16 protein-coding genes are annotated in these 19,864 nt (G+C 65.1%); 9 read left to right on the top strand and 7 right to left on the bottom strand.

Going from position 1 to position 19,864, the window contains the following annotated elements; all coding sequences use genetic code 11:
• Positions 1-21: 21 nt before the first annotated feature.
• The 3 genes from QWL29_RS15730 to QWL29_RS15720 all read right to left on the bottom strand — a co-directional run bounded on the left by QWL29_RS15730 (position 22) and on the right by QWL29_RS15720 (position 4,874).
• Positions 22-2,559: a bifunctional diguanylate cyclase/phosphodiesterase gene (locus QWL29_RS15730; protein ID WP_305823825.1), complete on the bottom strand. Its 2,538-nt coding sequence runs from the start codon at positions 2,557-2,559 to the stop codon at positions 22-24.
• A gap of 192 nt (positions 2,560-2,751) precedes the next feature.
• Positions 2,752-3,798 carry an SDR family oxidoreductase gene (locus QWL29_RS15725; protein ID WP_305823824.1) on the bottom strand — a complete coding sequence of 349 codons (1,047 nt, stop codon included), beginning with the start codon at positions 3,796-3,798 and terminating at the stop codon, positions 2,752-2,754.
• Positions 3,799-3,878: 80 nt separating this feature from the next.
• Positions 3,879-4,874, bottom strand: a complete 996-nt coding sequence (locus tag QWL29_RS15720) for a helix-turn-helix transcriptional regulator (protein WP_305823823.1) — start codon at positions 4,872-4,874, stop codon at positions 3,879-3,881.
• 178 nt (positions 4,875-5,052) lie between these two features.
• On the opposite strand from QWL29_RS15720, the gene QWL29_RS15715 reads away from it, so the two are divergent.
• The 3 genes from QWL29_RS15715 to QWL29_RS15705 are packed head-to-tail and all read left to right on the top strand — an operon-like array spanning position 5,053 to position 9,261.
• Positions 5,053-6,000, top strand: a complete 948-nt coding sequence (locus QWL29_RS15715) for a hypothetical protein (protein WP_305823822.1) — start codon at positions 5,053-5,055, stop codon at positions 5,998-6,000.
• A gap of 14 nt (positions 6,001-6,014) precedes the next feature.
• Entirely contained in the window at positions 6,015-7,880 is a 1,866-nt protein-coding gene (locus QWL29_RS15710) for a hypothetical protein (protein ID WP_305823821.1), read from the top strand.
• Positions 7,881-7,935: 55 nt separating this feature from the next.
• Positions 7,936-9,261: a hypothetical protein gene (locus tag QWL29_RS15705; protein ID WP_305823820.1), complete on the top strand. Its 1,326-nt coding sequence runs from the start codon at positions 7,936-7,938 to the stop codon at positions 9,259-9,261.
• 63 nt (positions 9,262-9,324) lie between these two features.
• Here QWL29_RS15705 and apbC read toward each other — a convergent pair whose 3' ends face one another.
• The gene (gene apbC, locus QWL29_RS15700; protein ID WP_305823819.1) at positions 9,325-10,413 is read right to left on the bottom strand and encodes an iron-sulfur cluster carrier protein ApbC; all 1,089 of its coding nucleotides are present in this window, start codon (positions 10,411-10,413) and stop codon (positions 9,325-9,327) included.
• A 157-nt stretch (positions 10,414-10,570) separates the two neighbouring features.
• Between apbC and metG the strand changes: the two genes are divergently transcribed.
• The 6 genes from metG to QWL29_RS15670 all read left to right on the top strand — a co-directional run bounded on the left by metG (position 10,571) and on the right by QWL29_RS15670 (position 17,178).
• Positions 10,571-12,751 carry a methionine--tRNA ligase gene (metG, locus tag QWL29_RS15695; RefSeq protein ID WP_305823818.1) on the top strand — a complete coding sequence of 727 codons (2,181 nt, stop codon included), beginning with the start codon at positions 10,571-10,573 and terminating at the stop codon, positions 12,749-12,751.
• A gap of 175 nt (positions 12,752-12,926) precedes the next feature.
• A complete protein-coding gene (locus QWL29_RS15690) occupies positions 12,927-14,243 on the top strand; it encodes an enoyl ACP reductase FabMG family protein (protein WP_305823817.1) in 1,317 nt (438 codons plus the stop codon).
• Positions 14,244-14,316: 73 nt separating this feature from the next.
• Complete coding sequence (locus QWL29_RS15685; protein ID WP_305823816.1) at positions 14,317-14,517, top strand: DUF3460 family protein; 201 nt, start codon at positions 14,317-14,319, stop codon at positions 14,515-14,517.
• A 19-nt stretch (positions 14,518-14,536) separates the two neighbouring features.
• Positions 14,537-15,448, top strand: a complete 912-nt coding sequence (locus QWL29_RS15680) for a segregation and condensation protein A (RefSeq protein WP_305823815.1) — start codon at positions 14,537-14,539, stop codon at positions 15,446-15,448.
• Between the two features lie 39 nt (positions 15,449-15,487).
• Positions 15,488-16,327: a pantoate--beta-alanine ligase gene (panC, locus tag QWL29_RS15675; protein WP_305823814.1), complete on the top strand. Its 840-nt coding sequence runs from the start codon at positions 15,488-15,490 to the stop codon at positions 16,325-16,327.
• 344 nt (positions 16,328-16,671) lie between these two features.
• Complete coding sequence (locus QWL29_RS15670; protein ID WP_305823813.1) at positions 16,672-17,178, top strand: PilZ domain-containing protein; 507 nt, start codon at positions 16,672-16,674, stop codon at positions 17,176-17,178.
• Positions 17,179-17,447: 269 nt separating this feature from the next.
• On the opposite strand, the gene QWL29_RS15665 is transcribed toward QWL29_RS15670, so the two are convergent.
• From QWL29_RS15665 to cheY, 3 genes are read right to left on the bottom strand one after another with little or no spacing between them, the layout of a single operon-like run.
• Positions 17,448-18,656 (bottom strand): EAL and HDOD domain-containing protein, encoded by a 1,209-nt coding sequence (locus QWL29_RS15665; RefSeq protein ID WP_305823812.1) that lies wholly within the window; start codon positions 18,654-18,656, stop codon positions 17,448-17,450.
• A 58-nt stretch (positions 18,657-18,714) separates the two neighbouring features.
• Entirely contained in the window at positions 18,715-19,353 is a 639-nt protein-coding gene (cheZ, locus tag QWL29_RS15660; RefSeq protein WP_305823811.1) for a protein phosphatase CheZ, read from the bottom strand.
• A gap of 1 nt (position 19,354) precedes the next feature.
• Complete coding sequence (gene cheY / locus QWL29_RS15655; protein ID WP_229437049.1) at positions 19,355-19,747, bottom strand: chemotaxis response regulator CheY; 393 nt, start codon at positions 19,745-19,747, stop codon at positions 19,355-19,357.
• Between the last annotated feature and the right edge of the window lie 117 nt (positions 19,748-19,864).

The following is a 19,864-nucleotide window of genomic DNA, read 5'->3' as shown; positions in this document are numbered from 1 at the left end:
GAATGAGAGGATCGGGAAAGATCAGGCCAGGGCCGGCACCGCGGCCGGGCTGCCATGCAGGCCCTGCTGCGCCAGCAGCACCGCCACCTGCTCGGGAGCCAGCGGGCGCGCGAACAGGTAGCCCTGGGCTTCGTCGCAGCCCATGGCGTCGAGGTCGGCCAGCTGCTCGTCGGTCTCGACCGCTTCGGCGATCACCTTCAGGTCGAGGCTGTGGGCCATGCCGACGATGGCGTCGGCGATCGCATACGGACGCGCGCGCGGGTGCTGCCCGAGACGGCGCACGAACAGGCCATCCATTTTGAGGATGTCCACGGGCAGTTCGGACAGGTAGTTCAGGCTCGAATAGCCGGTGCCGAAGTCGTCGATCGACACCAGCACCCCGGCCGCGCGCAGCTCGCTCATGACGCGCCGGTTGCCGTCGAGGTCGTCGATCAGCACGCCCTCGGTGATCTCGAGTTCCAGGCTGCCGCGCGCCAGGCCGCTGGCGGCGACGATGTCCAGCACGCGCGCAGCGATGTCGGGATGGCGCAACTGGCGCGCCGAAAAATTCACTGCGGTTTTTACGGCTGGCAGGCCGGCGTCGCGCCAGGCGCGGTTCTGGGCGCAGGCGGTGCGCAGCACCCAGTCGCCGATCGGCACGATCATGCCGGTTTCCTCGGCCAGCGGGATGAAGCGGCCCGGGTCGATGCGGCCGTACACCGGATGCTGCCAGCGCAGCAGCGCCTCGACGCCGACGATGCGGCGCGTGGCCAGGTCCCATTGCGGCTGGTATTCGAGGAACAGCTGGCCGCGCGTGAGGGCGTCGCGCAGGCCGTTCTTCAGGGCCAGGCGTTCGCTCTGGGGCGCGGTGGCGGCGCTCGAATACAGCTGGACGCTGTTCTCGCCCCAGGCGCGGGCGCTGCGCATGGCGATGTCGGCGCGTTTCAAGAGCGCGTCGAGGTCGCAGTCCTCGGCCGGATACAGGGCCACGCCCACCGACAGCGTGATGAAGCATTCGCGCCCGCTGGCCGCCAGCGGCAGGCCGAAGCGGTCGAGGATCTTCTCGGCCACCTGGCGCGCATCCATCTCGGAACCCAGGTCTTCGAGCAGCGCCACGAACTCGTCGCCGCTCCAGCGCGCCACCGTGTCGCAGTCGCGCAGGCAGCCGCGCAGGATGCCGCCGGCCTGCACCAGCAGTGCGTCGCCGGCCTCGTAGCCGAGGGCGTCGTTGACCTCCTTGAACTTGTTGATGTTCAGGAGCAGCAGCGCCACCAGGCGGCGGTTGCGGTCGGCGCGGTCCATGGCGTGGCGCAGGCGGTCGCGCAGCAGTCGCCGGTTCAGCAGGCCGGTAAGCTGGTCGCAATGCATGCCGTCGAGCATGCGGCCGATGCTGGCGCCGAGGTCGCGCTCGGGCCGCGCTTCCCCTGCCGGCGGCGCCAGGCCATCGGGTTCCTGGTCCTGGCCATGGCAGACCACCCGGTTGCGCCCGCTCGACTTGGCCAGGTACAGGGCCTCGTCGGCGCGCCCGATGGCCTGGGTGATGGTCTCGCCCATCCGGTACTCGGCCACGCCGATCGAGACGGTGAGCGCGATCTCGCTCGGGCCGTCGCTGCAGCGCAGCTTGTCGATCGCGGCGCGCACGCGCTCGGCCAGCACCCGGGCATCGGCCACCGGGGTCTCGGGCAGCATCAGCAGGAATTCCTCGCCGCCGTAGCGCCCGAAGCAGTCGCTGCCGCGCACCAGGGTCTGCACGGTCTGGGCAAAGGCGCGCAGCACGGTGTCGCCGGCGCTGTGGCCGTAGGTGTCGTTGATGCGCTTGAAAAAATCGATGTCGAGCAGGCAGAGGCAGAAGGCGCGGCCGCTGCGGTCGCTGCGCTCCTTTTCGCGTTCGATCAGGTTCATCAGGTAGCGGCGGTTGTGCACGCCGGTCAGTTCGTCGCGGATGGCCAGCTCGTTGATGGTGCGCACGGCCTGCTCCAGCTTGACGAAACCCTGGGTCTTGGTCAGCTCGAACAGCAGCGCAAAGGCCAGCACCACCACGAACAGGCCCAGGTGGCAGACCAGGTAGAGCATGGCCATGTCGCTCACCGCCTGCACCGGCAGCACGTGGCCGGCGGCGGCCAGCAGGTAAATCAGGGCGGCCGCGGCGCAGCTCATCGCCAGCCAGAACAGCGCGCTCCAGATGCCGCCGAGGAAGGTGGCGACCAGCGGGCCTGTGATCAGCCAGCTGGCGGTGGGAGCGCTGATGCCGCCCAGGTTATAGCTGAGCCAGGTGAAATTGAAGAACAGCGCGCACAGGAAGAGTTCGCGCGCGGCGCCGATGCTGCCGCTCACGCGCAGCAGCAGCGGCGAAGCCAGCATGACGGCGCAGCACAGCAGGATCTCGGTGACGGCGCCCTTGTAGCCGAGCAGGTAATAGGCCAGCGCATAGAAGGGACCGGCGGTGGCGGCCAGCAGCGCCGCGCTGACCACGTTCTCGGCGCGCGTCAGGACCGCCGCCTCTTGCTGCAGGGCGGCGGGGATGAACCAGTGGGTAGCAGCCAGGTAACGGCCGCTCCAACGCGCGCTGGTAGGATTCATGGAGGCTGGGCGGCACGTGGCCGTCTTGGGGAGTGAGTCCAAGTGGCAGTTTATGCAGGAAATTTCCTACCAGACTTATTCTGGCGCAAAGCAGCACAGGTCTGCCCGCACCTGCGGTGCATACGCGACAGGCGTGCCTCTGCCCGGGGGATGCAGACGGGTTGGCTCCTTCCCGCGGCGCCCAGCCTCGGTTCAGGGCAGTTGTCTGCTTGCGCGCAGGCGCTCGATCGCGCGCACGATCGTCGCTTCCGTCTCGACCGCCTCGGTGAACCCGGCGCGGCGGATCTTGCCCATGTCGGACACCATGTCGAACTCGGTATGGAAGACAAAGTCGCCGAACCACCAGCCCACCAGTTTTTCGTACGGCAGCGTCTGCAGGCCATGCTGGCCGGCCAGGCGCGCCCAGGCCTCGGCCTTCAGGGGCATCTGTTTCGCCAGCGAGAATGGCTGCGGCGAGCCCACTTCCATGTCGAAGGCGGCGGCCACACGGCGCCAGACACGCTCCCAGCGGAAAGGTTCGTTGACGAGGTTGAAGGCTTCGCCGCTGGCCGCCGGGTCGAGCGCGGCCCAGAGGCTGGCGCGCGCCATCCAGTCGGCATCGGTGGTCTGGGCCAGCACGCCGTTATACACGTTATTGCTGCCCGGGAAGCGCAGCGGCACACCGGCCGCCTTGCTGAGCGCGGCGAACACGCCCATCACCATCACGATGTTCATCGGGTTGCCGGCGATGTCGCCCACCACCACGTCCGGGCGCAGGATCGACCATTCGAAGTCGCCGGCGGCGCCGCGCTCGCGCAGCAGGTCTTCCTGCACGTAATAGAAATTCGGCGTCATGTGGCGCGGGTCGTCTTCGTAGAAAGGCGCCCGCGTCGGGCCCAGGTGCACGCCGTAGACCTTGGCGCCCTGGTAGTGCACCACGCGCTGGAGTGGCGCCCCGACCGTTTTCAATCCGTCCAGCAGGTTGCGCAGCATGCCGCCGTTGATGCGCTCTTCGTCGAGCAGGTCGGCTCCGCCCTTGAGTGCGGCGTAGAATACATGGGTGGTGTCGCGCGCGGCTTCCAGGGCGCGCGCGGTGGCGGCGGCATCGGTCAGGTCGGCCTTGATGGTCTCGACGCCGTCGACGAAGGTGCGCGGCAAGGCGCGTACCTGCCAGTCCGGCCTTTCCTTCAATTCGCGGACAAGCGCGTTGCCGATGATGCCGCTGGCGCCGACGACCAGTGCCTTGTACTTCGTGCTCATGCCTTCCTCCCGATAAAAGATCAGGCATGAGCATAACTGCCGGCGGCCGGATGCGTCGCGCCGTCCCGGTTCCTGCACGGCTAGCCGTCGACCTCGCCCAACTCCAGCACGCGGGCCAGGCTGGTCTTGTTCTTGATGTTGAGCTTGCGGTAGACGCTGCTGAGCTGGTTACGCACGGTGCTCGGCGACACCAGCAGACGCGCCGCGATTTCCTTGTACTGCAGGCCCTGGGCCGCCAGCACCGCGCAGCGCCGCTCGGCCGCAGTCAGGCCGTGCACGCTTTCGCTGCGGCGCGTCACCGACAAGGTCAGCACCGCCTGCTCGAGCTTGGCGCGGATGTGCAGGCGGCGCCCGGCGTAGTCCATCCCCGGGCGGCTCCTGAGCGCGGCCAGCAAGGCGCCCGGCAGGAAGGGCGGCGACCACTCCGGCCACTCCTCCTGCATCAGGGCGATCGCTTCCTCGACCGCGAAATACAGCCGTCCCTGTGGCGAGCTGAGCAGCGTAACCGCGGCATGCAGGTGCAGGCGCGCGGCGTTCAGGCGGACATTGATCTGACGCGCCTGCAGCAAATGCGGCATGGCCAGGTTGACGATCTGCTCGGCGTTGCCCAGGAAAGCCTGGCGCCGCTGAGCGCGCCAGAAGGAAATCACCGTCAGCCGGTCCTGCACCAGGCGGTCGGAGACCCAGGTCAGCGAATGCGCCGTTTCGTACTTGCGGCAATAGGCCAGCACGTGCGGGTCGGTGGCGGTGCGCTCGATATCGGTGGCGACGCTGCGGCCGCGCTGGCGGAACGAGGCCGCCAGCGCCGGATCGCTGGTCTTGATGGTGCCGTTGACGAGGATCAGCTCTTCGCCCAGCGTGCTCTGGCGGGCACTGATGCGTTCGGCCGGCATGTTGTGCAGGTAGGCGCCGGTCGGGATCATGCGCTCGCCAAAAATCCCGAGGTCGCCGATCAGCGCCGATTCGAACGACAAATCGCGGCGGAAGCGGCGCAGGATCTCGTCGTTGCACGCGGTCGGCGCGGTGCCCTGGGCGATATCGTAGATATCGAGAATCAGCTTGCTTGAATTATCCATCGGTGCAGGGCGTGAAGGGCGAAAATCCGCGAATCGTTACCCCGGGATCAAGTTGATTGTATTGGAGATAATTTTCTACAGCAACTTTTGGTTTGTCCATAGGCCATACGTACTATGGATATTGCATAGATGACATTGAATAATGGTCGGTATGAATAATTATCCGTTTCGACCAGCCATGACCTCGACCCGACTTTCGACCTTCGCCCTGGCAGCCCTGCTGCTCGCCCTCGCCGCCTGCGGCAAAAAAGAGGGCGCCGACAACGCCGCCCCTGCCGAACAAGCTTCGGGACAAGCCGAGCGCAAGCTCACCAGCAACGGCCTGGAAATCGACGACCAGGGCGGCATCCTGCTGCCGCGCCAGCCGCTGCTGCCGTTCGAGCGCTATATCGTGCTCGACCAGTCGAAGGATTTCCGCACGAAAGACCAGGCCGAAACGACGGCGGTCGAAACGCTGTACCGCAACGTGTTCTGGGCCGGCGCGCAGCGCGATTATGATTTGCTGGCCTACGACTTCTTGCCGGAAGTGCGGGCAGAGAAAGACGCATTCAAGCGCGCCGACATCGTCAAGACCAAACATGCCGAGCTCGACGCGGCCTATGTCGAGGCGAAGAAGCAAAAGCACTACGCGCTGTATCTCGACCGCGACTCCCTGATGAGCATCGGCCCTTACGACGCCGCGAAGAAGGGCTACCCGGTCAGTACCGGGATCCGTGGCGACATGGCGTATGGCTGGTCGAAGCCAAAGGAGCACGAGCACAACGAGCATGCGACCTGGATGGTCGAGTTCGCCGGTACGGGCGTGGCGGAGGAGCTGCGCTGGTACATCCCGAAGAATGAAGACGAAGCGCGCCAGCTCGAAGCCAGCCTCAGCAAGCTGCGCAGCAATCCGTCCAGCACGGTCGACTTGCCGGGCTATTACTTCGGGCACATCGCCGACCTGGCCTCGCGTCCGGAAAAACAGCAGTACAACGCGCTGCTGGTGGTCGACGGCATCGCCGTGACCGATCCGAAAACGCGCCAGCCCCTGCTGACGATGGATTTCCACGCCATCGAGCCGAAGACGAGCGTGCGCGAGGCGAGCATCAAGAAGGCCCTGCAACCCGAGCCGAAGCCGGGCTCCTGAGCAGGAAAGCGGCCATGACCAATCTGCCCTTCCCTGCCCGTCTTGCTCCAGCGGCCGCCATCCTGATCCTGGTCCTGTCCGGCTGCGCGGCGCCGGGGGCGCCCGGCCAACCCGGTGCGCCCGCCGCTGGCGGCGCGTCCGCCAGCGCTTCGGTACCGGCCGTCTTCACGGTCGGCGGCAACGTCACGCTGCGGCGCGCTGCCCCGGCGCGCCACCCGCGCTTCCCGGACCTGCCCGCCATCGAATCGGCCACGGAGTGGCAAGCCCTGGAGACCCTGGTGCGCACCCTGTACACCCGGGCGCACCAGGGCCTGGTGAAGAACGATGCCGACGCTTTCTGGGCCCAGTACGACGCCGGCCAGCGCCTGGCTGCCTATGCCGTCGACATCACGCTGGCTTCGAACGGCGTACTGCGCGGCATGCGCGACGACGGCAGCGGCAAGATCGTCTCCACCCTGCCGGCCGAGAGCATGGCCCTGCTGCCGATCAGCCCGGCAGTCGGCGCCCTCCCCCTCGGCCTGCCGCCCGCCAGCCTCGGCGCGCAGGCGGCGCCGGCGCCCGTCACCATCAATACCCTGCTCGGCATCGCGCCGCGCCAGCCAGGGCAGCAGCCGGTCACCTACACCGTCAACGGCCTGCCCTCGCTGCGCGAGCTGCCCGAAGACCAGCCGGTCGCGCTGCCGAACGGCGTGGTCGCCACCCGCAAGGGCGAGATACTGGTGCTGGTGAATCCCACGCGCCAGGCGCAGCCGCTGCCGCTGTCGGACATCGGCTATGTCTTGCCTGGGGGCGCCGCCGCCACGGTGCAGGACTGGACCCGCATCGCGCTGGCCATTTCCCAGAACAAGACCAACTATTTCTGGAACAAGATCGCCCGCCTGGGCGCAGAGCAGACCACCTTCCGCTGCGACATGGCCAGGCCCGGCGCCCTGGAATGCACCGACGGCGACATCAAATGGTTCCGGCCCGACGGCGGCTGGGCCACGACCCAGGCCGACGCCGAGGCCACGGCGCAGGCCCACGCGCAGCCAGGGAGCGCCTGGCGCCGCGCGATGGACCAGGTGGTGCGTGGCGCCGCCGGCTACGAACCTTTTCACCGGGGCTGCACGAACAACCTGGGGAGCGGCCAGGCCTACGCCGACCTCGACGAACTGTCCGGCGCCGGGGCCAATTTCGTCACCTTCAGCTGCTGGCGCGCAGAGCGGGCCAACGGCGCGGCGCCGCAGTTCTACCTGCTGCACTCCCAGCAATACCGCCTGGCCGAGAACGGCACCCGCCTGCAGACCGAAGCCAGCCTGCTGAACGATGCGCGCGTGCGCGAGCGGCTGAACGGGTGGCAGCGCGAGAAGGAACTGATGCAGTCGATCAGCGCCCTGGTCCCGGTGGCCGGCCAGCTCGACGCCCTGGCGCGCTGCGCACAGAACCCCGATTTCGCGCCGACCGCCTTCCTGGCCGATTACCTGCAGCGCCGCAAGAAAAGCCGCACCGCGGTCGATCTGCAGGCGGCGAGCCTGGTCGGCTACCAGACGCCAACGAACGGCGTCGGCGGCACTGTAGTCGACTGCGGCGGCGTGCTGGTGCCGATGATTTCCGGCCTCATGAAGGGCCGCGCTGCCGCGGCCAACGCCAAGTCCATGCTGGAGAACTGGCCCAGGGTCCGCGCCGCCATCGACAGCGCCAAGCGGCAGGCCAGCGCCGCCCTCGCCTCGGATGCCACGGCGCTGCAGGCCATCCGATGGGCCGGCAAGGACGGGCTGTTGCTTAGTTTCAAAACCGGGAAGATGCTGGGCTACCTGGATTGGTATGCCGGGGAAGCGCGTGCTGGGCGGGCGCCTCAGGCCGGCCCTTACCAGACCGTGCTGAAGGACCTTGGGCAATGAACGCGCTGCCCTGCCCCGCAGCCCGTCCTGTCCCATCTTTCATATGGCAACAAGCATGATCAAGTTCCTGCTCCAGCTGGCCGTCGCCGCCGGCCTTGGTTACTACGCCGGCGAATATGCGTATACGCATGAGCTGTACAACGGACCGCCGCGCCATGTCATCGCAGCCTTTGTCGGCCCCTTCCTGCTGTACCGTGCCGTGGCGCACTTTGCCGGGCCGGTGGCCGGCCGCTTGGCCGTGCTGGCCGTGCTGGTCCTCTTCCTGCGTCTGGCCGGCATCGCCTTCACCGGCAACCTGCGGTACGTCAGCGACCTCGAATGGCAGGTCCTGGGCGCCCTTGCCTTCCTGGCGATTGTCCTGCCGCACAAATCGTCGAGCTGGAAAATCCAGACCGGGGCCAGCAAGGCGGCGATCGCCAGCGGCGAGGAATGGGTCTGGGAAGGGCGGCGTTTCGCACTGCACATCGACTTCAAGGCAGGGATGGTGCGCGTGATCGGGCGCAAGCCGCTGCGCTTCCTGCGTAGCGGCGGCGGCCCCAAGGCGCCATGGCAAAAGGCGCGCAGCTTCGACAACACCTGGCCGCTGCACCAGTTCCACCTTGGCGAGATTACCAAGCACACGAAGTCCGTCTATACCCCTGACACGGCCGGCGCCATGGTGAATGGTCAATACGTCAGCATAACCTTGCCTAGCGGCAGATCAGACTCCTATCCATCCGGGTTTTCCGACATCAGGTTCGAGCATCGCGGCGCCCACGAAGTGCCCTGTGACTATGCGGGCCTGAAGCTTGCGACCGGCGGGCCGGACAGCGTCAAGCTTTGCCTCGATAATGTCAGGAACCACGAGATCGAGCAGTTCCAGGCGCAGTGGAAAGGCATTGCCGCGCGCGTGCAGGAGGCCCGCTCCGCCTTCGAGGGCGAGATCCGGACGCGCGGCCGAGCCTTGATCCAGCAGCAGCGCGACCGCCAGGCGGCTGTGGCGGCGGAGGCCGCGGCGGCGGAAAAGGAACGCCTGGCCGCGCTGCGGCGCCAGGTAGAGGAGCGCATCACGGCACTGCTCGACAAAGCCGGCATGCGCGGCGAGTTCCGCGCCGGCAATCAAAACGAAGGCCGCATCAACTGGTTCATCGCCGCCGACCGCGACGGGCGCGGCCTGAGCGTCGGCAGCGCCGGCACCTGGCAAGGCAGTTTCGCCGGCGCGAGCGCCAGGATTATCAGCGGCAAGGAGCGCTGCCTGGAAGTCGAACTCCAGGACAGCGCCTACGAGCGCGAGCATCTCAAGAAGCACCGCCTGCGCGTCATGCAGGGCGCAAACGAGGACATCCTCCAGGAATGGTGCGACCGCGTCACCATCCTGGGCAGGCAGACGGCGGCGAGCTGACGCCCTCCAGATATGCAAAGGCGCCATGAATGGCGCCTTTTTTTATTGCAGGGTTTTAATGAATCAGTCGTTCCGGACCACGATACTCGGGAACTTGCTGCTCATGTCCTTGGCACGCTCCGCGACTTTCACCGCCACCTTGCGCGCAATCTGCTTGTAGACCGACGCTACCGGACCATCCGGATCGGCCACCACGGTCGGGCGGCCCGAATCGGTCTGCTCGCGGATCGACATGGTCAAAGGCAGCGCGCCCAGGAAGTCGACGCCGAAGTCCTTGCACATCTTTTCGCCGCCGCCATGGCCGAAGATCGCTTCGTTGTGGCCGCAGTTCGAGCAGATATGGGTGCTCATGTTTTCCACGACACCAATAATCGGGATGCCGACCTTTTCGAACATCTTGAGGCCCTTGCGCGCATCGAGCAGGGCGATGTCCTGCGGCGTGGTGACGATCACGGCGCCGGTGACCGGCACTTTCTGCGACAGGGTCAGCTGGATGTCGCCGGTGCCTGGCGGCATGTCGACGATCAGGTAATCGAGTTCGCGCCAGTTGGTCTGCTCCAGCAGTTGCTGCAGCGCTTGCGTGACCATCGGGCCGCGCCAGACCATCGGCTCGTCGGGGTCGATCATGAAGCCGATCGAGGACACCTGCACGCCGTGGTTTTCCAGCGGTTCCATCGATTTGCCGTCCAGGCTTTCCGGACGCGCGTTAATGCCCAGCATCATCGGTTGCGATGGGCCGTAGATGTCGGCGTCCAGCACACCGACGCTGGCGCCCTCGGCAGCCAATGCCAGCGCCAGGTTGACGGCGGTGGTCGACTTGCCGACGCCGCCCTTGCCCGATGCCACGGCAATGATGTTCTTCACGTTCGGCATGACTTTCAGGCCGCGCTGCACCGCGTGCGACAGGATCCTGGTCTGCACGCTGACGCTGACGTTGCCGGCGCCCGGGATGGCCTTGACGGCGTTCACGACGGCCGCGCGCAACGACGCGACCTGGCTTTTTGCCGGGTAGCCGAGTTCGAGGTCAAAAGCGACATCGGCGCCCTCGACCTGGATATTCTTGACCGATTTCGAAGACACGAAGTCCTTGCCGGTATTAGGATCGACAAGCTGTGACAGGGCGGTCTTGACGTCGTCTGCAGTGATGCTCATGTATTTCTCCAATGTGATGCGCGCAGTGTAGCAAAAAACGAGGCGTCGCCTCGGGCGGGGGCATCAAAACGCGGCAGCTCCCTGAAATACCCACCATGCGTTTGTGGACATCCGCTGGTAAAATGTTCTCTTTCATCCTTTCCTTAGCGCTTAGCCCATGACCCGCAAGCTGTTCGTCACCACTGCCCTGCCCTACGCCAACGCCGCCTTCCATATTGGCCACATGATGGAATACATCCAGGCCGACATCTGGGTCCGCTACCAGCGAATGCAACGCGATGGTGGTCAAGAGCGCCAGGTACATTTCGTCTGCGCCGACGACACCCACGGCACGCCGATCATGATCGCCGCCGAAAAGGAAGGGATCACCCCGCAGGAATTCGTGGCCAAGATCGCCGCCGGCCGCCCGCAATACCTGGACGGCTTCCACATCGCCTTCGACAACTGGTATTCCACGGATTCGCCGGAAAACGTCGCGCTCTCGCAAGGCATCTACCGTCAACTCCGCGATGCCGGCCTGATCGTGACGAAAACCGTCGACCGTTTCTACGATCCGGTGAAAGGCATGTTCCTGGCCGACCGCAACATCAAGGGCGAGTGCCCGACCTGCCACGCCAAGGACCAGTACGGCGACAACTGCGAAGTCTGCGGCGCCGCCTACCAGCCGACCGAACTGATCAACCCGTTCTCGGTGTTCACCGGCTCGACCCCGATCCTGAAACCGTCTGAACAGTATTTCTTCAAGCTGTCCGACCCGCGCTGCTTCACCTTCCTTAAGGAGTGGCTGAACACCCCGGGCCGCCTGCAGCCGGAAATGGTGAACAAGGTCTCGGAATGGCTGGGCGAAGCCGGCGAAAAGCTGGCCGACTGGGATATTTCGCGCGACGCGCCCTACTTCGGCATTCCGATTCCTGATGCGCCGGGCAAGTTCTTTTATGTCTGGCTGGACGCGCCGGTCGGCTACCTGGCCTCGCTGAAGAATTACTTCGACAAGAACGGCCTCGACTTCGACGCCTTCCTGAAGGACCCGGACGCCGAGCAGGTCCACTTCATCGGCAAGGACATCGTCTCCTTCCACCTGCTGTTCTGGCCGGCGATGCTGAACTTCTCGGGCCACCCGATCATCGACAAGCTGAAAGTTGCCGTGCATGGCCACCTGACGGTCAACAACGAAAAGATGTCGAAGTCGCGCGGCACCGGCATTTCGCCGCTGCGCTACCTGGAACTGGGCATGAACCCGGAATGGCTGCGCTATTACCTGGCGTTCAAGCTGAATGCGAAAGTCGAGGACCTGGACTTCAACGGCGACGATTTTGTTGCCCGCGTGAACAGCGACTTGATCGGCAAGTACGTGAATATCGCCAGCCGCTGCGCCGGTTTTATTGCCAAGAAGTTCGACGGCAAATTGGCGTCCGAACTGTCGGATAACGCCAAGGCCTGGATCGCGAAAGCCTTGACCGTCGATGGCGCCGAGCGCCAGGTATCGATCGGCGCCGCCTTCGAAGCACGCGAATACGGCCGCGCCCTGCGCGAGATCATGGAAATCGCCGACGTCACGAACCAGTTCGTCGACGAGAACAAGCCCTGGCTGCTGGCCAAGGACGAGACCAAAGTCGCCGAGCTGCACGAGGTCTGCACGGTCGCCCTGATCCTGTTCCGCCAGCTGACCATCATGTTGTCGCCGGTACTGCCGCAGGTGGCGGCGCGCGTGGCCGAATTCCTGGGCGACGCCGGCCATACCTGGCTTGATACCCAGGGCGAGGCTGCGTACAACAGCATGCTCGGCCGCAGCATCGGCGCCTACAGCCACCTGATGCAGCGTGTGGATGCCAAGATGATCGAGAATCTGTTCGAGCGGCCGGGCGTCGCCACGCCGGCGCCCAACCCGGCGTCGGATGCGGCCCCGGAACCGGCAGCCGCAGCCGAAAGCGTTGATGCAGCCCCGGCTGGCGCGTTGGCGGCCCCTGCGGCAGCCGACGCCATCGAGGAACTGGCGCCCGAAATCAGCATCGACGACTTCGCCAAGATCGACCTGCGCGTGGCAAGGATCGTCAACTGCGAACATGTGGAAGGCGCCGGCAAGCTGCTGCGCCTGACGCTGGACGTGGGCGAAGGCCGTCACCGCAATGTGTTCTCGGGCATCAAGTCGGCCTTCAAGCCGGAAGACCTGATCGGCAAGATGACGGTGATGGTGGCCAACCTGGCGCCGCGCAAGATGAAGTTCGGCATTTCCGAAGGCATGGTCCTGTGCGCATCGAGCGCCGACGAAAAGGCGAACCCGGGTCTCTACCTGCTCGACCCGATGCCGGGCGCGACCCCGGGCATGCGCATCCGCTAAGATCCGACAACAAGAGACGGCCCAATCCACGTTATAACAGGGCCGCTCACCTGCTCCTCGGCCCCTGGAAATCCGCTTTCCACGGGCCGAGGCGGCGTTATAATGCCGTGTTTTTATTCAGAAACTTCGCGCCTGAGACGCCCCCTACAAACTCTTTTGATAGGCAGATAATAAAATGACCGAATTGAATCCCCTCCGCCATATTCCAGAAGCCAACGTGTTCCGCAAGGGCGACGTCTTCGTCCTGTTCGGCGAACTGTTCGGCCGCGGCTATGTGAACGGCCTGATCGATGAGGCGCGCGCGGCTGGCATGACGATCGTCGGCATCACCGTCGGCCGCCGTGACGACAATGGCGCCCTGCGCGCCCTCACCACTGAAGAACACGCCGAAGCCGAGGAAAAACTGGGCGGACGCATCATCAACGTGCCGCTGATGGCCGGCTTCGACATGGACGCCCCGGACGGCGAGCAGAACCCGACCGAAATGCTGTCGGGTATCACGCTGAAAAGCTGGCAAGAAGACAAGCTGGACTGGGACAAGATCGAGCGCTGCCGCGAAGCCGGCGTGCGCCGCTTCACCGAGTCCGCCGCGCAAGTGATGGCCGAAGTCGACAAGCTGGTGCCGGAAGGCGCGAACGTCTTCTTCGCCCACACCATGGCTGGCGGCATTCCACGCATCAAGGCCTTCCTGGCGATTGCCAACCGCATCTATAAAGGCCGCGGCGAGCGCTTCATGTCCTCGCGCGCCCTGCTCGACAGCGACCTGGGCAAGCTGATCCTGATGAACTTCGACGAAGTCAGCGCCAACACGCTGAAGTACCTGATCGATGCATCAAGCCCGATCCGCGAGCGCGTGACGAAAGCCGGCGGCGAAGTCCGCTACACCGCCTACGGCTACCACGGCACCGAGATCCTGATCGGCGGCGAGTACCAGTGGCAGACTTACACCAATTACACCCAAGGCTACGCCAAGATGCGCCTGGAAAGCATCGCCGAAGCCGCCTGGAAATCGGGCGTGACGGCGACGGTGTTCAACTGCCCGGAAATCCGCACGAACTCGTCGGACATCTTCGTGGGCGTGGAACTGTCGCTGTTCCCGCTGCTCACCGCGCTGAAGAAGGAGGGCGGCGGCGCGTGGGCAGACCAGCAATGGGCAATCTGCCAGGACCTGCTGGGCGACGGCACCTCGCTGCAGTCCTTGCTCGACACCATCGAGCAATACAACCAGGACGTCACCAGCGCCCAGTTCCGCAACTTCGAAGCCTGGCCGATGGACAACACCCCGGCCCTGGCCGAGGTCATGATCGGCACCTCGGAAGCCATCACCGGCCTGCACAAGGACAAGAAGGCCCTGATCACCGATCACCTGTCGAGCCTGGTGCTGGAAGGCGCCGGCCCGCTGATGTTCCATGGCGCATCGGAAAAGATTGCACCAGTGCTGTGGTTGAACCACGACATCATCGCCCGCCAGCTGAACGCGCTGCATCCATAACCCTTGACGCCGGGGCCCGCCGGGCAGAACAATCAGCCTCGCCGTCCCGGCTTTCTTTTTATAGAGCAAGACAATGCCTAAATTCACCGGTTACGTTTCCGACCACACCAAGTTCATCGACGAACTGAAGTCCAAGACCCCTGGCATGGAAGAGCGCCAGCAAGAAGGCCGCAGCCTGCTCTGGGACAAGCTGCCGATTTCTCTGGACGAACAGGCGCGCGTCGAAGAATCGCGCCTGCGCCAGCAGGCTTACCCGTACCAGAGCAAGTTCTAAGGCCAAAGGTCCAGGGGACATGACAGCGCACGAGGCCGGCCAGGACGCGCCGGCCGAGGCAGTGCCGGACGCGGCCTTGGCTACGGCGCCAGACAGCGCATCGGACAGCTCCGTCGCGCCGCCTACCGAAGCTGCGCTCGACGATGCCGCGGCAGCCGCCATTGCGCGGCTGTACGGCGAGCCGCTGCTGCGCATGCCCAACGACCTGTACATCCCGCCCGACGCCCTCGAAATCTTCCTCGACGCCTTCGAAGGCCCGCTCGACCTGCTGCTTTACCTGATCCGCAAGCAGAACTTCAACATCCTCGATATCCCGATGGCGCAGGTGACCCTGCAATACCTGGAATACGTCGAGCAGATCCGCAAGAGCAACCTGGAACTGGCCGCCGAGTATTTGCTCATGGCGGCGATGCTGATCGAGATCAAGTCGCGCATGCTGCTGCCGAAGCGCCAGGACGAGTTGATCGAGGACGCCGGCGACCCGCGCGCCGAACTGGTGCGCCGCCTGCTGGAGTACGAGCAGATCAAGCTGGCCGCCGTGCGCCTTGGCACGATCCCGCAGGAAGGGCGCGATTTCCAGCGTCCTGCCCTGCCGGTCGAGCAAGGCCTGGCCGTGGTGCTGCCGCAGGTGGCGCCGCACGACCTGCAGCGCGCCTGGCTCGACGTGCTGCGCCGGGCCAAGCTCACCCAGCACCACCGTATCGGGCGTCAGGAACTGTCGGTGCGCGAGCACATGTCGGCCATCCTGCGTACACTACAAGCGCAGCGTTTCGTCGAATTCGGCGAACTGTTCGCGGGCCAGGAATCGGTGCCGATCGTGGTCGTGCACTTCGTTGCCCTGCTCGAGCTGGCCAAGGAAACCCTGGTCGAGATTACCCAGGCCGAACCGTTCGCGCCCATCTATGTGCGCCTGGCGTACTCGCCGGCCTGAAGCAGGCCGGCGGCATCATCACTCACGTATCCACACACCATGAAAATCATTTCCACCATTGACGAACTGCGCGACCAGCTGCGCGGCCAACTGCGCACCGCTTTCGTGCCGACGATGGGCAATCTGCACGAAGGCCATTTGTCGCTGATGCGCCTGGCGCGCAAGCACGGCGACCCGGTGGTCGCCTCGATCTTCGTCAACCGCCTGCAGTTCGGCCCGAACGAAGACTTCGACAAATACCCGCGCACCTTCCAGGCCGACATCGACAAGCTGGAAAAAGAAGGCGTGTACGTGCTGTTCGCGCCGACCGAGAAAGACCTGTATCCGGAGCCCCAGGAATACCGCGTCCAGCCGCCCGACATGCTGGGCAACACGCTGGAAGGCGAATTCCGCCCGGGATTCTTCAACGGCGTCTGCACCGTGGTAACCAAGCTGTTTTCCTGCGTGCAGCCACGCGTAGCCGTGTTCGGCAAGAAGGATTACCAGCAGCTCATGATCGTGCGCAACATGGCGCGCCAGTTCGCCCTGCCGACCGAAATCATCGGCGCCGAAACCTTCCGTGCGGCAGACGGCCTCGCCCTGTCTTCGCGCAACATGTATCTCTCAAGCGAAGAACGTGCCGAAGCGCCGGCCCTGTACCAGGCCCTGAACTTTGTCGCGGGCGAGATGCGCGCTGGCCACCTCGACACCTTCTCGGTCGAGCGCGACGCCATGGCGCAACTGGCGCAGCGCGGCTGGAAGCCCGACTACATTTCGATCCGCAAGCGCATCGACCTGCAGCCGCCTTCGGCCGGCGACCTGGCGCAAGGCACGCCGCTGGTGGTGCTGGCGGCAGCCAAGCTGGGCACCACGCGCCTGATCGACAACCTCGAGATCTGACGCGCCTCCGCCTCTGCCCGCGCCCTCGCTGTTCAGATAAGTATTATTAGAAGCGCATTTATTATCTGCAACAGCCAGCGGCGCGGTGTATGCTGATGGCGATCCGCCGTCCCGGCCGGACACCGACGCAAGGATTGCCAACGTGACCGACTCTTTCTCATCTCCTCCTGCCGCACCGCTGGAGCGCATCGCGCACAAGAACGCGCACGACATGCGCGACCCCTTCGACATCGGCGAAGCGCTGATGGCGCTGGCCGAGGCCGGCGCCATGCTGACCGTCTACCCGGCCGGCTCAGCTGCAGCGGCGGCGCCGCCGCTGGCGCGCATCGTTGCCGTGGCCGCCGATGCCCCCCCGTTTCACACTGGAATTACCAAGCGCAGCCGTTATCGCTGCCGGGCCGGCCACCTTCGTCGCCCTGCTGGCGAGGGACGCGCGCCTGCAGTTCGAGCTCGACGGCGACTGGGGTACTGCCGCGGCCGCGCCCCACCAGCTCAGCCTGCCATTTCCGGACACCTGCCTGGTGCTGAACCGGCGCGCAACGCCGCGTGCCGACACCGCGCTGGCCGACCAGTTCGCCGCCACCATCACCCTGCCCGACCGGCAGATCGAATTGCCGCTCTGCGATTTTGCTACCGGCGGCATCGGCATGCACGCTCCGCCGGAGGCTGCGCGCAGGCTGCACGTGGGGCAGAAATTGAAGAACGTGCGTTTGCAGCTGGGCCCGGCCCTGGCGATCGTGGCCGACCTCGAAGTGCGCATGCTGCGGCCCTTCCGCAGCTATTTGCTCGGCGAGCAGGTGCAGGTGGGGTGCCGCTACGACCGGATCGGCATGGAAATGCGGCGGAGTTGAGGCCGTTGTTGAATTTGACGCTGTTGTTGACGTTGCCGTCGTCGTTGCCGTTGCCGTTGTTGTTGACCTCGACGTTGCCGTTGACGTGGTAGGGTGGGCACTTGTGCCCACGCGGTCTCACCGCTTGCGTACACGCGGCTGAAACTCACTGCCTAACGCATGCGTATCGGCTCCCGGACATGTGGTCTCTGCGGTCCCTCCGTACCGCGTGGGCAGTAGGGCTGGCTAAATGCCAGCACTACGAATGCCCACCCTACGAACTACAACCGCTATGCGGTAACGGCTTGCGCCCAGGCCAGCGCGCACAAATGCGCCTTGTTCACTTCCAGCGGACTCAGGTTGAGGCCAGCGGCCAGCGAACCGACCAGGTTCGAACTCAGCTCGCAGGCTTCGGCCAGGGCCAGGTAAGGCCCGTACATGCCTTCACGCGTCAGCAAGGCCTTCACCACTTCCGGCGGCAGCGGAATCGTATCGAGCACTTCCTTCATCGGCAGCCCCAGCAGCCGGTCCAGCAGCGAGAACATGCCCGCCACGAACAAATTCTCCCCTTCGGCCTTCGGCAAAGCATGCAGGCCCAGCAGCTCGGTCAGGCGCCCGCGCACCACGGCCGTTTCCATCAGCACCGGCGAATAGCCGCTGGTACTGGCGCTGGCCAGCAGCAGGGTCAGCCAGCGGTACAGCGGCGCATAGCCCATCAGGGCAATGGCCTGGCGGATCGACTGCACTTCGCGTCCGGCGCCAAACCCCGCCGAGTTGATGTTGCGCAGGAGTTTATAGGTCAGCGCCGGGTCGCGCTTGAGCACGCCTTCGAGCTTGGGGATGTCGTCGTTGTTCTGCACCATCTGCATCAGCTGCAGGATGATGGCCTGGGTCGGATTCAGTCCCTTGACCGGGTTGCCCGGACGCGGGGTCAGGTGCAGCTTGCCGACAAAGGCTTCCAGGCCGAGCGTGGCGCAGGCGTCGTAGTCGATCCAGTTGCTGACCGGGCGCCCGACCATGCGCAAGCTGGCCCCCTTGGCGGCGGCATAGGTGCGCGCCTGCTCGGCCACGTTGATGCCGGCAAAGCGCATCTCGACGTGCGAAGCGTAGGGTGCGAGCGCCTTGGTGATGTGGCCGACTTCCAGGCCGCGGATCGAGATGCCGATGCCGCCGGCGCGCACGGCCTGCACGGCGGCGCGGGTGTTCGGGTCCATCAGGGTACGCGCCTGCAGGCTCAGCACGGTGCGCTCGGGCGGCAGCGCAAACAGGGCGTCGGTCGAGAGCATGGCCGGCACGGCGTCGAGGAACAGGAGCTTGTCGCGCAGCAGCCAGCCGTGTTCTTCGTGCTGGACGTGCTCGGCGACGAAGCCGACCAGTTGCTCCAGGTCGGCATCGAGGACGGGATGGCCGCCCTTTTGCTGCCAGAGCAGCTCGTAGCCGATGACGCGCTGGGCGCCATCGAGCAGCGGTTCGCGAACAATATAATTTTTGTGGTGCATGGAATCGGTCGCGAATGATTCAGGTAATGCGCAATCGGGCGGCTGGATGCCGCCTGGGTCAGAACCCCAGGCTGTCGAGCAGGTCGTCGACCTGGCCCTGGTCGGCCACGATGTCCGACTTGCCTTCCGGCTTGACCTGCGGACCGTTCAGCAGGCCGGTATCGAGCTCGCGCTTGATTTCGCTCGGGGCGAAATCGACCAGCACCTGCACCAGCTGCTTTTCCAGGTCTTGCGCGATCGAGGTGATCTTGCCGATCACCTGGCCGGTCAGGTCCTGGAAATCCTGGGCCATCATGATATCCATCAGCTGGCCGCGGGTGGCGACAGCGGCCCCCTCGGACTCGGCCAGTGCGGCCATCGTGCGTTCGGCCAGGGCGCGCCAGTCGCTGTCGCCGCTACCGGCATTGTCCAGCAGGGCTTGCCATTCGCCGCGCAGCGCGGTGCTGCGGTTTTCGATGCCGTCCTGCAAAGGACCGGCCGCATCGGTGGCGTCGAGCACACGCTTGGCGGACTGTTCCGAGAGGCGCGCAACGTAATCGAGGCGGTCGCGCGCATCCGGGATGTCGCTGGCCGCCTTTTCGATCAGTTTATCGAGGCCCAGGCCGCGCAGGCTGTCGTGCAGCGCGCGCGTCATGTGGCCGATGCGGCTCAGGACCTCTTCGTTCGAAGCTGCCGATTCAAGCGAATGCTCTGCCATGTCAGGCCTTTTCCATCTTCTCGAAGATCTTGTTCAGCTTCTCGTCGAGCGTGGCGGCCGTGAACGGCTTGACCACGTAGCCGCTGGCGCCAGCCTGGGCGGCGGCGATGATGTTTTCCTTCTTCGCTTCCGCGGTCACCATCAGCACCGGCAATTTGCTCAGCGCCGGGTCGGCACGGATGTGCTGCAGCATGGTCAGCCCGTCCATATTGGGCATGTTCCAGTCCGAGACGACGAAGTCGAACTGCTCGCTGCGCAGCTTGGTCAGCGCCATGACGCCATCTTCCGCTTCGTCGACGTTGGCGTAACCCAGTTCTTTCAACAGGTTCCGGACGATGCGGCGCATCGTCGAGAAATCGTCAACAACCAGGAAACGCATCTTTGGGTCAGCCATGAATTACTCCGTTGATTCTTTTACTATGGTTAGTGTGGCTTGAGGCGCTCCAACAAGCAACCTCAAGGATAGCATTTTTGTTGCCCTACGGCGACAAAACCGGCGCAAAAGCGGAGA

The sequence above is a fragment of the Massilia brevitalea genome, assembly GCF_030711405.1.
In the GTDB taxonomy this organism is placed as follows: domain Bacteria; phylum Pseudomonadota; class Gammaproteobacteria; order Burkholderiales; family Burkholderiaceae_D; genus Telluria; species Telluria brevitalea.
This window is presented reverse-complemented; position numbering and strand designations above follow the sequence as displayed.